We start from the raw sequence: 12,421 nt of genomic DNA, 5'->3' as shown, positions 1-12,421 counted from the left end.
GTACGTGAGCGGCCGTCGTACGTAACCGGGGCCGTACGTAGCAGGGCCCGGTCCGGGTGGAGGTCCACCACCGGACCGGGCCCTTGTCCGTGTCAGCCGCAGCTGCCCCCGCAGGCGCACGGCGCACCCGACTGGCAGCCGCAGCCGCAGCCCGAGCCGCAGCCGCAGGCGCCGAGGATCGGCAGCCGCACCCGCTCGACAGGTGCTTCCTGCTGGGTATCGGTCATGGGGGACTCGGCCATGGGTTCCTCCTCGAAGGGGTGCACGGGCGTACGGGGTGGCGTCTGCGCCCATTGCATCCCCCGGGTGGCGGGCGCATCAACGGCGCATGCGCGCAGGCGCCCCCCAATGCCACCCCGATACGCCCCCCTGCGCCCCCGGCCGACAGGCAGATCGTCGAGCCGGCCGACAGCCCGGCCGACAAGGCAACCGACAGGCCGCCCGTCAAGCCGGCCGAGTCAACCGCGAAGCCGGTGCGGCCGGCCGTCAGGCCCCTTCGACCGGCGCCTCCGCCTGCTGGATCTCGTCCGCGTGCTCACCTGTCACCAGGTACACGACACGCTTGGCCACCGACACCGCGTGGTCGGCGAACCGCTCGTAGTACCGGCCGAGCAGCGTCACGTCCACCGCCGTCTCGATGCCGTGCTTCCAGCGGTCGTCCATCAGGTGCTGGAACAGCGTGCGGTGCAGCAGGTCCATCTCGTCGTCGTCCTGCTCCAGCTGCAGCGCCAGATCGACGTCCTTGGTGATGATGACCTCGGCCGCCTTCGCCATCAGCCGCTGCGCGAGCTGCCCCATCTCCAGGATGGTCGCGTGCAGGTCGTGCGGCACGGCGTTGAGCGGGAAGCGGAGCCGCGCCAGCTTGGCGACGTGCTGCGCCAGGTCGCCCGAGCGCTCCAGGTCCGCGCTCATCCGCAGCGACGTCACCACGATCCGCAGATCCGTGGCGACCGGCTGCTGGCGCGCCAGCAGTGCGATGGCCCTGGCCTCCAGGTCGTGCTGGAGGTCGTCGACCTTCTGGTCGCCGGCGATCACGCTCTCGGCGAGCTTCAGGTCCGCGTCGAGCATGGACGTGGTGGCGCGCCCGATCGCCGACCCGACCAGTCGGGCCATCTCGACCAGGCCCTCGCCGATCGAGTCAAGTTCCTCGTGGTACGCGTCCCGCATGGGTGTCCCTCTCTGGGTTTTCCTGCTGGTGGTCCGGGGTGTCCGAGTACGTCGAAAGGCCCCCGAACAGCACTGTCCTCGTCGCACGGACGCCGACTGACCGCCAGGGGTCGGGGGCTGCCGCACCCCCACGCTCCCACGTTCGGCCCGCCAGGAGTCCGGATGCTCCCTCCCAAGTGAACCGGTACTTTCTCCACGGTGAACTCTGGGCGACGAGTGTTCGAGGAGACACCTGTACGGCTGGGAGAGTGTCCCCTACCACGCATAACCTGGATGCATGGACGTGAACGCGGCAGTCGCCGCATTGGCAGCGATCGCCGGGGCCTGTACCGGCGTCATCGCCATGCTGGCGTTCCGCTGGAGCGAGCGCGACCAGGCCAGGCCCACCCGTAGCTCACTGCATACGGAGGCCGGGCTTCCACCCGGCGTCGACACCGTGCTCTCCGTTCTCCGCTCCTCCGCCGTCGTGCTCGACGAGAGCGACTCGGTGGTCAAGGCCAGCTCCGCCGCGTACGCGCTGGGCCTGGTCAGGGGCGGCAAACTGGCCGTCGACCCGATGCTGCACATGGCACGCGACACCCGCCGCGACGGTGAGATACGCCAGGTGGAGCTGGATCTGCCCCGGCGCGGCACCGGCCGCGGCGAGGCCCTGGCCGTCTCCGCCCGGGTGGCACCGCTCGGCTCCCGTCTCGTGCTGCTCCTGGTCGAGGACCTCACGGAGGCGCGCAGGATCGAAGCGGTCAGGCGTGACTTCGTGGCGAACGTCAGCCATGAACTGAAGACCCCCACCGGGGCGCTCTCCCTGCTCTCGGAAGCCGTCATGGACGCCTCCGACGACCCCGAGGCGGTCACCCGCTTCGCCGGCCGTATGCAGATCGAGGCGACCCGGCTCACCAATCTCGTACAGGAACTCATCGACCTCTCGCGGGTGCAGAACGACGACCCGCTGGAGGACGCCGAGTCGGTACGGGTGGAGGAACTGGTCGCCGAGGCCATCGACAGGTCCCGGCACGCCGCCACCACGAAGCAGATCACCATGGCCGCCGGTGGCGCCGCCGATCTGCGAGTCTGGGGTAACCGCGGCCAGCTGGCCGCCGCCCTCGGCAATCTCGTCGAGAACGCCGTCAACTACTCCCCGGCCCGCACCCGTGTGGGCATCGCGGCCCGGCACGTGGCCGCACCCGGCGGGGATCTGATCGAGATAGCCGTCACCGACCAGGGGATCGGCATCTCCGAGAAGGACCGCGAGCGCGTCTTCGAGCGGTTCTACCGTGTCGACCCGGCCCGTTCCCGGGCCACCGGTGGTACGGGCCTCGGCCTGGCCATCGTCAAGCACGTGGCCGCCTCGCACGGCGGGGAGGTCACGATGTGGAGCTCCGAAGGCCAGGGCTCCACCTTCACCCTGAGGCTCCCCGAGGCGGGCGCCGGACGGGACCGCACACCCACCGGCCCGGACGAAGTCGCCCAGCGCCGCTTTCATCACGACGTCAACGATCTTGACCAATCGACTGAGATCCCTGCCCCGGAGGTCCTTCCGTGACCCGAGTGCTCGTCGTCGAGGATGAGGAATCCTTCAGCGACGCTCTTTCCTACATGCTCCGCAAGGAAGGCTTCGAGGTCGCCATCGCGACCACCGGGCCCGCGGGGCTCGACGAGTTCGAACGCAACGGCGCCGATCTCGTCCTCCTCGACCTGATGCTGCCCGGTCTGCCCGGCACCGAGGTGTGCCGGCAACTGCGCGGAAAGTCCAACGTCCCGGTCATCATGGTGACCGCCAAGGACAGCGAGATCGACAAGGTCGTCGGCCTGGAAATAGGAGCCGACGACTATGTGACCAAGCCCTTCTCCTCGCGGGAGCTGGTGGCGCGCATCCGCGCGGTGCTGCGCCGCAGGGGCGAGCCGGAGGAGGTCGCGCCGGCCGCGCTGGAGGCGGGTCCGGTCCGGATGGACGTGGACCGCCACGTCGTGACGGTCTCCGGCGGCAAGGTCGACCTGCCGCTCAAGGAGTTCGACCTCCTGGAGATGCTGCTGCGCAACGCGGGCCGGGTACTGACTCGTATGCAGCTGATCGACCGGGTCTGGGGCGCGGACTACGTGGGGGACACCAAGACCCTCGACGTCCACGTCAAGCGGCTGCGCGCCAAGATCGAGCCGGATCCGGGCGCGCCGCGGTATCTGGTGACGGTGCGCGGTCTCGGCTACAAGTTCGAGCCGTAAACCGCGGAATCGCATTCGCCGTGTGTACGAGGGCGCCGCACCGGAATCCCGGTGCGGCGCCCTCACACGTACGGCCGCCGACCGCGGACCGCCGGTCTCGGCGGCGCGGTGGTGCTCAGCGGCTCAGCAGCGCGGTAGTGGCTCGGTGCTCAGTGCTCGGTGTCCGAGGACGCGGAGGCGGCGTCCGTCGGCGTGGACGCGTCGCCCTCGTCGGTGCCCTGGTCCGCGCCTTCGGCGGTGCCCTCTTCGGCGGTGCCCCCGGGAGTGCCCTCGGCGTCGCCGCCGGGTGTCCCGGTCTCCCCGGTCTCCTCGTCGGCGGTGCCCGACGGGGATCCGCTCGGCTTCCCCGACGGACTGGTCGACGGCGTGGGCAGCGCGCTCGGCCCGAAGTCGGTGAAGGGGCCGGTCGCCGGCACCACGAAGGCGTCGAGCTCGACGTCGCCGGTGTCGCTGAACTGGAACACGACCCGCTGGGCGTCGCCGTTCCGCGCGGCCTCGCCGCCACCGTCGACCACGGCGGAGGCGTTGCCCTCGCCGCCGATCAGGACGGAGCCGTTGGCGGGCACCGTGACCGGGCCCTTGCCCTTGGCCGGGGTGATCTTCACCGTCGTGCCGCTGTCCGGCAGGGTGATCGCGTCGAGCGTCTGGCGGCTGCTGCCGTTGTTGAAGAGCTTCGCCGTGATGGCGGCGGGGCCCTCGGCGCCGGCCTTCGGCTGGGTGACGACCGTGGCGTTCTGGACGGTGATGTCGCCGATCGAGGTCGCGGCGTTGTCAGGTCGGACGCCGAGCGTCTGCGCGTCGTTGCCGGCACCGCACGCGGCGAGTGAGGCGATCGAGAACGCGATGGCAGACGCGGCGAGGGTGCCGCGTCGAAGGCTGCGGCTCACGGTGGCGGCAACTCCTTGGACGTACGGGCGGGCTGAGGACGGCTAACGATGGTTCAGCGGGCTCAGGTTACCGAGCCCCCGTCGTGCCTTCGCACCCGACCCGCCCTCAACTGCGCCCGCCCGACTTGGCGGAGGGCGGAAGTGAGTGTCGACGGCATGTTTAGTACGCCGTTCACATAACTCCGGTGATCAATTCCCCGACCCGACACACATTCCTTACGAATAGCTCCGCATAGAGCCGCGAGGGCTCCGGTGATCAAATTCGGATTGGGTTCGCACTTCCGTCCGTACGCGTGACCGACATCCGAACGGAGCATGGGAAGTTCGGCTCCTGGAACCCGACAAATGCGGAGGTTCACCCCATCAGGATGGGGTTCGGGACGGTGTGACACGCGTGTTTCCGTCCGGCTTCGCAGCGGCTCCCACCTGCGAATACCCGCTTCCGGAAGCCGCTCGCAGCACGTTCCTATTGCTGTTGTCAAGCCCCGAGATGCGCCCTGACCTGCGAAAACGCCATTCAGAACAGGCCGTTCCCGTGTTACCCTGGATAGCCACGGAAGGGGTACCTGTCACATGACGTTCAAGGTTGGCGACACCGTGGTCTATCCCCATCACGGGGCCGCGCTGATCGAGGCTATCGAAACTCGTCAGATCAAAGGCGTGGACAAGACCTACTTGGTGCTCAAGGTCGCCCAGGGCGACCTGACGGTTCGTGTCCCGGCGGACAATGCGGAGTTCGTCGGAGTGCGCGATGTGGTCGGTCAGGATGGGCTGGACCGGGTCTTCGAGGTACTGAGGGCTCCGTACGCAGAAGAGCCGACGAACTGGTCCCGGCGCTACAAGGCAAATCTTGAGAAGCTCGCCTCCGGCGATGTCATCAAGGTCGCCGAAGTGGTCCGTGACCTCTGGCGTCGGGAACGAGAGCGTGGACTCTCCGCAGGTGAGAAGCGCATGCTCGCCAAGGCGCGCCAGATTCTGGTGAGCGAGCTGGCTCTCGCGGAGAACACGAACGAGGACAAGGCCGAGGCTCTGCTCGACGAGGTTCTCGCGTCCTGACCGGGTCCTGACCCGGACGTCCCGGCTGTCCTACACGGTCGATGTGCGCGACATCCGCGCATCTGGACCGATCAGCAGCCGGGCGTGAACCAGGCGGCGTGAAACAGGCGCGGCGCGAAACAAGCCACGCACGAGGACACGCGCGAATTGCATCAATGCCGCGGTGCCCGCTGACCAGTAGTGATTCCCATGCTGCGTCGCCGGGTACTGCGGCATGCCCGGAGAACCTCAGCTCGGTCACCTCTGGTGAACCTCACAACCGGAATCTCTTAACGGGCCTCTCTGGCCCTTAAGATCTGTTCGGCTGTGACACCCCGTCACACCAACCGAATTCCCCGCCCGATCCTGGCGAGATCCTGGTGTGCCGGGCCCGGGGCAGCTGGCGCAGCTGGTCTCGACCAGTGTCACGGAAGGGTCCGGTCAAGGTGCCGCGCCCGGCACGCTTGAGGCCATACCCATGTCGGCCGAGGAAACAAACCTGCCGGAGTGCAACCGATGTCAGACGAATCGAGCCGACACCGCACCGCCGCCGTGATCCCCGCGGCGGGCCGTGGCATACGGCTCGGCCCCGGCGCCCCCAAGGCGCTCCGCACCCTGGGCGGCACCCCGATGCTGGTCCACGCGGTACGGGCCATGGCGGCCTCCCGCGCGGTCTCCCTCGTGGTCGTGGTGGCCCCGCCCGAAGACACCGCGGCGGTGAAGCTTCTCCTCGGCGAGCACTCACTGCCCGTACGCACCGACTACCTCGTGGTGCCCGGCGGCGAGACCCGCCAGGAGTCCGTACGGCGCGGGCTGGAGGCCCTGCCGGAGGACATCACCACCGTTCTCGTCCACGACGCGGCCCGGCCGCTCGTGCCGGTCGACACGGTGGACGCGGTGGTCGACGCCGTACGGGCCGGAGCGCCCGCCGTCGTCCCCGCCCTGCCGCTCGCCGACACCGTCAAAGAGGTCGAGCCGGGCGGGAAGGACCAGCCCGAGCCGGTCGTCGCCACGCCCGAGCGGGCCAGGCTGCGCGCCGTACAGACCCCGCAGGGCTTCGACCGGGACACGCTCGTACGCGCGCATCTGAGCGTGCCGCTCGCCGGCCAGGGCGCCACGGACGACGCCGGGCTCGTCGAACAGCTCGGTCAGCCCGTCGTGGTCGTGCCCGGCCACGAGGAGGCGTTCAAGGTGACCCGGCCGCTGGACCTGGTGCTCGCCGAGGCCGTACTCGCCCGCAGGAGGGCCAACGATGGATTCTGAGTCCACCGGACCCGCGCACGCCGGACTGCCGCTCATCGGCATCGGTACGGACGTGCATGCCTTCGAGGCCGGGCGTGAGCTGTGGTGCGCCGGCCTGCTGTGGGACGGCCCCGAGAACGGCGGCTACGGCCTCGCCGGGCACTCCGACGGCGACGTCGCCGCCCACGCCGCCTGCGACGCGCTGTTCTCCGCGGCCGGCGTCGGCGACCTCGGCGCGCACTTCGGGACCTCGCGGCCCGAGTGGTCGGGAGCCTCCGGCGTCACCCTCCTCAAGGAGGCGGCCAGGATCGTCCGCGCCGAGGGCTTCGCCATCGGCAACGTCGCCGTCCAGGTCATCGGCGTACGGCCGAAGGTCGGCAAGCGGCGCGCCGAAGCCATGAAGGCGCTGTCGGAAGCCGTGGGCGCGCCCGTCTCCGTGTCCGGCACGACCACCGACGGACTGGGGCTGACCGGACGGGGCGAGGGTCTGGCGGCGATCGCCACGGCGCTGCTCGTACGCGAACGCTGAGGTACGTCCCCGACAGGGCTTCCCCGGCTGCTGCTCCCACGAGCTTGTCCGGCGGGCTTCCGCCATGAGCTTCCCCGCGACCGGCGTGGCCCGAAATACCGCCGGGCCGAAGCCGGTTGAGGAAACATCGCCGGGTACGCGTACCGCAGTGCACCCCCTCCTCAGGAAGGCACCATCCATGGCAGTCGCTGTTCTCTCCGACGAGCTGAAGCAGTTCCTCGACGGCACCGTCTTCGTCGCCATCGCCACAATCCAGCCCGACGGCAGCCCGCAGGTCTCGCCGGTATGGGTGAAGCGCGACGGCAACGACATCCTCATCTCGACGGCCGTCGGCCGCCGCAAGGCGGAGAACCTGAGCCGCGACCCGAGGGTGACGGTCATGCTCCAGCCCTTCGACGACCCGTACCGGTACGCCGAGATCCGCGGCTCGGCCACCCTCAGTACGGAGGGCGGACAGGAACTCATCGACGAACTGTCCATCAAGTACACCGGCAAGCTGTACGCCGACTTCAACCCGAAGGGGGCGGGGGAGGGCGAGCGCGTCGTCATCCGCATCACACCGCGCAAGGTCGTCGGCCGCATCTGACGCCACCGGACGCGGCCCGGCACCCGCGCCGCCCGTGCCGCGTCCGCCGCCGCCCGCGCCGTGTCCGGCCGCTGTCCGATGCCGGACAGCGCCCGGACAGTTGTCCGACGGCCCTCCGAAACCCTCTGACGAGGGCCGTCCGGCGCGCCCAACGTCACGCTTCGGTGTCCCGTGGCTCCAAGGGGCCCGGGGCACTGTCTCCGGAGCACTACCCTTGTCGCGTGACCATTCGGCTGTACGACACCGGCGCCCGGCAGATCCGTGACTTCACCCCGCTCATTCCGGGCTGTGTCTCGATCTACCTCTGTGGCGCCACCGTGCAGGCCGCACCGCACATCGGGCACATCAGGTCGGGGCTCAACTTCGACATCCTGCGGCGCTGGTTCGCCTACCGCGGCTACGACGTGACCTTCGTACGGAACGTCACCGACATCGACGACAAGATCATCGCGAAGTCGGCCGTCCAGAACCGCCCCTGGTGGGCCATCGGGTACGAGAACGAGCGCGCCTTCAACGCCGGCTACGACGTCCTGGGCTGCCTGCCGCCCACGTACGAGCCGCGCGCCACCGGGCACATCCCCGAGATGATCGAGATGATGCGCGTCCTCATCGAGCGCGGCCACGCCTACGCGAGCGACGGCAACGTCTACTTCGACGTGCGGTCCTTCCCGGAGTACCTCCAGCTCTCCAACCAGGACATCGACGATCTGCGCCAGCCCTCCGGCGAGGGCGAGACCGGCAAGCGCGACCAGCGCGACTTCGCGATGTGGAAGGCCGTCAAGCCCGGCGAGCCGTACTGGGAGACCCCCTGGGGCCCCGGCCGGCCCGGCTGGCACCTGGAGTGCTCCGCCATGGCGCACAAGTACCTCGGCAGCACCTTCGACATCCACGGCGGCGGCCTCGACCTGGTCTTCCCGCACCACGAGAACGAGATCGCGCAGGCCAAGGCGTACGGCGACGACTTCGCCGAGTACTGGGTGCACAACGCCTGGGTCACCATGAGCGGCGAGAAGATGTCCAAGTCGCTCGGCAACTCGGTCCTCGTGAGCGAGATGGTCAAGAAGTGGCGGCCCATCGTCCTGCGCTACTACCTCGGCACCCCGCACTACCGCTCGATGATCGAGTACAGCGAGGAGGCCCTGCACGAGGCCGAGTCCGCCTTCGCGCGGATCGAGGGCTTCGTCCAGCGTGTCATCGAGCTGGCCGGGCACACCGTCGAGCCGGCCGGCGAGGTGCCGCCCGCCTTCGCCGAGGCCATGGACGACGACCTCGGCGTCCCGGGGGCCCTCGCGATCATCCACACCACGGTCCGGCAGGGGAACTCGGCGCTCGCCGCCGACGACAAGGAAGCGGCGGTCGCCCGTCTCGCCGAGGTCCGCGCGATGCTCGGTGTTCTCGGTCTGGACCCGCTGGACGCACACTGGACGGGAGCGGGCGCCGGCGAGGGCGGCCCCGACGGCGAGGGCAACAGCCTCAACGGGGTCGTCGACACCCTCGTACGGCTGGTGCTCGACCAGCGCGAGGCGGCGCGCGGCCGCAAGGACTGGGCCACGGCGGACGCCATCCGCGACCAGCTCCAGCAGTCCGGACTCGTCATCGAGGACGGCCCGGCCGGCCCGCGGTGGACGCTGGGCCCGCGCTGAACGAAACAGCCGCCGCGACCTCCTGAGGAGGCGGGCGCGCGCACTGCCGTGGGGCCCCGGCCGGGGCCCCGATTGTGCTGTCCGGCCGCCGGGCGGCACACTCGCGTGAACGAAGTGAAGTTCTCACGAACCGACGAAAGCAACGAAACAGGTAGGTCATGGCCGGGAACAGCCAACGCAGGAACCGCCGCACGTCCAACAAGAAGGGCGCGCAGGTCGGCAGCGGTGGCAAGCGACGCCGCGGCCTGGAGGGCAAGGGCCCGACGCCGCCCGCGTCCGCCCGCAAGGGTCATGTGCAGAACCGCGTCTCCAACGCCAAGGCCAAGCTGACCGCGCGCCGCCAGGTCGCCCGCCGCGGCGGCAAGGGCACCAGCGAGATGGTCGTCGGCCGTAACCCGGTCTTCGAGGCGCTGCGCGACGGCGTACCGGCGACGATGCTCTACGTACAGCAGTACATCGAGAACGACGAGCGCGTGCGCGAGGCCCTTCAGCTCGCCGCCGACCGCGGTGGCATCCATCTGATGGAAGCTCCCCGGCCCGAGCTGGACCGTATGACGAACGGCCTCAACCACCAGGGCATGGTGCTCCAGGTCCCGCCGTACGAGTACGCGCACCCCGAGGACCTGGCCGCCGCCGCCTTCGACGAGGGCGAGGACCCGCTGATCGTCGCGCTCGACGGCATCACCGACCCGCGCAACCTGGGCGCCGTCGTCCGCTCCGTCACCGCCTTCGGCGGTCACGGCGTCGTCGTGCCCGAGCGGCGTGCCGCCGGAATGACCGCCGGCGCGTGGAAGACCTCGGCCGGCACCGCCGCCCGTACGCCGGTGGCCCGCGCCACCAACCTGACGCGCGCGCTGGAGAGTTACCAGAAGGCGGGCCTGACCGTCGTCGGTCTCGCCGCCGACGGCGAGACCGAGGTCGGCGACCTCCCCGCGCTCGGCGGCCCCGTCGTGATCGTGGTCGGCAGCGAGGGCAAGGGCCTGTCCCGGCTGGTCGGCGAGACGTGCGACTACCGGGTGCGGATCCCGATGCCGGGCGGCGCCGAATCGCTGAACGCGGGTGTCGCCGCGGGAGTGGTGCTGTACGAGGCGGCCCGCCGGCGCGCCTGAGCGGCCGGGCGGCCGGGCCGGGCGTGGGCGGCCCGGCTTCGGTCGGTGGCGCGCGTGGCGGCCGGTGCGGAGGTGCGTGGCGTGGTGGGCACCGCGGTGGGCCGGATGGCGTGATCTCCGTACAGATGTGCCCATCCCCGCACTCTTGACGGGTCTCGGACATTTACCGGCCGTCAAGGCAGTGTCCTAAACACAAGTCACTCGGTTAGATGAGTGTGGACACCAGAACGCCCCGGCCCGGGTTCGAAGAACAGCCCCCGCTGAGCATGGTCAAGGTGGACTGCGATCCCGCGCAGGTCATCGTGAACCACGCCAGCTTTCGGGTGAAGCTCGCATCGAGCCAGCGCCCCAGCCCCGCACGCGCCACGGCGGACACCGCGCGGATCCCCGCGATGAGCGGCGGCGGAGGTGCGGCACGCCGCCGGGCCCCCGTCGTCTGGAGCGGCAGGTCGGAACCGGGCGACCTCGGAGCCACCGGGCTCCTCCAGGCCGTACGGAACTCCTCCGCGCGAGCGGCGGGCGCGGCCCTCGCCGAAGCGCCGGGCGGCCCGTACGACACGGGGGCCGGCGGCTCCACCCAGGTCATCCCGCGGATCGACCTGGGCGACGACACCATGCCGACGCCCCGCGTACCGCAGCGCGCCGGCGGCGCGGGGTCCGACACCCCGCTGCTGCCGCCCATGCGGCAGGCCGTGGGCGCGTACGACGCCCCGGAGTACGACACGTACGGCGACCCCGCCGACCCGTACGGCGCGGGCGGCGCACGCCACCGCGGCGGACACGACGACCGTGACGACCGCGAGTACGAGCGCGACTTCGACCGGGACGGCGACGGCCGCGGCTACGACGGCGACCGGCGCGAGGGGCGCTACGACATCGCGGCCTCCGAGGCCGCCGTACGGCACGCCTACTACCCCGGCCGCCGTATGAACCTCGGAGTGGTGCTGCTGCCGCTCCGCGTCTTCCTCGGTCTCATCTCCATCTACGCCGGCATGGGCAAGCTCTGCGACCCCGTCTACTTCGACGGCGGCAAGCGCGGCTCCATGGTCGCCTGGCTCACCTCGCTGCAGCCGTGGGCCCTCGCCGAACCCCTGCGCGACTTCGCGCTCTCGCACCCCGTCGGCGCCGGGCTCAGCGTCGCGTTCCTCCAGGTCGTCGCCGGTGTGCTCACCGTCCTCGGCCTCTGGCAGCGGCTCGCCGCCTCCTTCGGGGCGCTGCTCTCGGCCGCGCTGATCCTCACCGTCAGCTGGCGCACCGTCCCCGCGTACGACGCGCCCGACATCATCTACCTGGCCGCCTGGTCCCCGCTGATCATCGCGGGCGCCCCCGTCTACTCGATGGACGGGCGACTGGCGGGCGAGGCCTGGCGCAAGCTCGGTCCGCGCTCTCCCCTGAGGGACCTGCGGCGGCGTGTCCTGCGCCGGGGCGCGGTCGTCGCGACCGTCGTCATCGGTCTGACGCTGCTGATCGGCTCCATGCTCGGCGGAGCCGTACGGTCCACGGAGATGGTGACCGTCCCCGGACCGAACAACCCGGTCAACCAGCTGCCCGGATCGCCGCTCCCGCAGAAGCCCGGCAAGAGCAGCGCATCCGGCACGCCCACCGGCGAGGCCCGGCAGAACGGCGGCAGCACGGCGCCGACGGCCGGCCAGACCAGCGGCCCGGCGGCCGAGCGGGCGAAGCCGGGCCAGGACCCGGCCCGCAAGCCGGGCGGCACCGGCACGGGCGGCCGGCCCAGCCAGTCCCAGGGCACCGGCCAGGCACCCCCGCAGACGTCGGAGCAGGCACCCCCGCCGTCGAGCAGCCAGGGCCCCGCGACGAGCGGTGGTTCGACGGGCGGCGGAGGCGGCCAGGGCGGCGGCACGACCGGCGGAGGCGACGGCGGCGGCACCACGGGCGGCGGAGGCGGCTCGTCCACCGGCGGCGGTGGCGGGGCCAAGAACCCGATCGGCGGCCTGCTCGGCTGACGCGCGGGAGCACGTACGAGGGCGGCCACCCCGCATGAC

General features: G+C 70.9%; 12 protein-coding genes. 9 read left to right on the top strand and 3 right to left on the bottom strand.

All coding sequences use genetic code 11. The annotated features are described in order from the left end of the window. Window positions 1-92: 92 nt before the first annotated feature. Both ACFUN8_RS03195 and phoU read right to left on the bottom strand, forming a co-directional pair. Entirely contained in the window at window positions 93-242 is a 150-nt protein-coding gene (locus tag ACFUN8_RS03195; RefSeq protein WP_203233579.1) for a hypothetical protein, read from the bottom strand. A gap of 244 nt (window positions 243-486) precedes the next feature. After that, window positions 487-1,167: a phosphate signaling complex protein PhoU gene (phoU, locus tag ACFUN8_RS03190; protein ID WP_383630591.1), complete on the bottom strand. Its 681-nt coding sequence runs from the start codon at window positions 1,165-1,167 to the stop codon at window positions 487-489. 277 nt (window positions 1,168-1,444) lie between these two features. On the opposite strand from phoU, the gene ACFUN8_RS03185 reads away from it, so the two are divergent. Together ACFUN8_RS03185 and ACFUN8_RS03180 are read left to right on the top strand one after the other, a co-directional pair. Further along, window positions 1,445-2,707 (top strand): sensor histidine kinase, encoded by a 1,263-nt coding sequence (locus ACFUN8_RS03185; RefSeq protein ID WP_383630589.1) that lies wholly within the window; start codon window positions 1,445-1,447, stop codon window positions 2,705-2,707. Beyond that, complete coding sequence (locus ACFUN8_RS03180) at window positions 2,704-3,384, top strand: response regulator transcription factor (RefSeq protein ID WP_189110519.1); 681 nt, start codon at window positions 2,704-2,706, stop codon at window positions 3,382-3,384. Before ACFUN8_RS03185 ends, ACFUN8_RS03180 begins: the two co-directional genes overlap by 4 nt. A 149-nt stretch (window positions 3,385-3,533) precedes the next feature. On the opposite strand, the gene ACFUN8_RS03175 is transcribed toward ACFUN8_RS03180, so the two are convergent. Beyond that, window positions 3,534-4,271, bottom strand: coding sequence for a DUF461 domain-containing protein (locus tag ACFUN8_RS03175; RefSeq protein ID WP_383630587.1), 738 nt, complete (start codon window positions 4,269-4,271; stop codon window positions 3,534-3,536). 573 nt (window positions 4,272-4,844) lie between these two features. On the opposite strand from ACFUN8_RS03175, the gene ACFUN8_RS03170 reads away from it, so the two are divergent. From ACFUN8_RS03170 to ACFUN8_RS03140, 7 genes are all read left to right on the top strand, one after another. Further along, entirely contained in the window at window positions 4,845-5,327 is a 483-nt protein-coding gene (locus ACFUN8_RS03170) for a CarD family transcriptional regulator (RefSeq protein WP_003953493.1), read from the top strand. A gap of 495 nt (window positions 5,328-5,822) precedes the next feature. Further along, on the top strand, window positions 5,823-6,569 hold the full coding sequence (gene ispD, locus ACFUN8_RS03165) for a 2-C-methyl-D-erythritol 4-phosphate cytidylyltransferase (protein WP_383630585.1): 747 nt from the start codon (window positions 5,823-5,825) through the stop codon (window positions 6,567-6,569). Further along, window positions 6,559-7,077, top strand: a complete 519-nt coding sequence (ispF, locus tag ACFUN8_RS03160) for a 2-C-methyl-D-erythritol 2,4-cyclodiphosphate synthase (RefSeq protein ID WP_383630583.1) — start codon at window positions 6,559-6,561, stop codon at window positions 7,075-7,077. Before ispD ends, ispF begins: the two co-directional genes overlap by 11 nt. 178 nt (window positions 7,078-7,255) lie before the next feature. After that, window positions 7,256-7,663, top strand: a complete 408-nt coding sequence (locus ACFUN8_RS03155) for a PPOX class F420-dependent oxidoreductase (RefSeq protein ID WP_383630581.1) — start codon at window positions 7,256-7,258, stop codon at window positions 7,661-7,663. A gap of 221 nt (window positions 7,664-7,884) precedes the next feature. After that, on the top strand, window positions 7,885-9,306 hold the full coding sequence (gene cysS, locus ACFUN8_RS03150; protein WP_383630579.1) for a cysteine--tRNA ligase: 1,422 nt from the start codon (window positions 7,885-7,887) through the stop codon (window positions 9,304-9,306). A 158-nt stretch (window positions 9,307-9,464) separates the two neighbouring features. After that, entirely contained in the window at window positions 9,465-10,415 is a 951-nt protein-coding gene (gene rlmB, locus ACFUN8_RS03145) for a 23S rRNA (guanosine(2251)-2'-O)-methyltransferase RlmB (RefSeq protein WP_383630577.1), read from the top strand. A gap of 209 nt (window positions 10,416-10,624) precedes the next feature. Next, a complete protein-coding gene (locus ACFUN8_RS03140; protein WP_383630575.1) occupies window positions 10,625-12,382 on the top strand; it encodes a DoxX family membrane protein in 1,758 nt (585 codons plus the stop codon). Window positions 12,383-12,421 lie beyond the last annotated feature (39 nt).

Source organism: Streptomyces sp. NPDC057307 (genome assembly GCF_042667665.1).
Classification (GTDB): domain Bacteria; phylum Actinomycetota; class Actinomycetes; order Streptomycetales; family Streptomycetaceae; genus Streptomyces.
The sequence above is the reverse complement of the archived record's forward strand: the minus strand, read 5'-3'. Positions and strand labels throughout refer to the sequence as shown.

Coding starts and splice junctions, on each gene's coding strand:
- ACFUN8_RS03195 (WP_203233579.1), bottom strand. CDS start 242: ATGGCCGAGTCCCCCATGACCGATACCCAGCAGGAAGCACCTGTCGAG.
- phoU (WP_383630591.1), bottom strand. CDS start 1,167: ATGCGGGACGCGTACCACGAGGAACTTGACTCGATCGGCGAGGGCCTG.
- ACFUN8_RS03185 (WP_383630589.1), top strand. CDS start 1,445: ATGGACGTGAACGCGGCAGTCGCCGCATTGGCAGCGATCGCCGGGGCC.
- ACFUN8_RS03170 (WP_003953493.1), top strand. CDS start 4,845: ATGACGTTCAAGGTTGGCGACACCGTGGTCTATCCCCATCACGGGGCC.
- ispD (WP_383630585.1), top strand. CDS start 5,823: ATGTCAGACGAATCGAGCCGACACCGCACCGCCGCCGTGATCCCCGCG.
- ispF (WP_383630583.1), top strand. CDS start 6,559: ATGGATTCTGAGTCCACCGGACCCGCGCACGCCGGACTGCCGCTCATC.
- ACFUN8_RS03155 (WP_383630581.1), top strand. CDS start 7,256: ATGGCAGTCGCTGTTCTCTCCGACGAGCTGAAGCAGTTCCTCGACGGC.
- rlmB (WP_383630577.1), top strand. CDS start 9,465: ATGGCCGGGAACAGCCAACGCAGGAACCGCCGCACGTCCAACAAGAAG.
- ACFUN8_RS03140 (WP_383630575.1), top strand. CDS start 10,625: ATGAGTGTGGACACCAGAACGCCCCGGCCCGGGTTCGAAGAACAGCCC.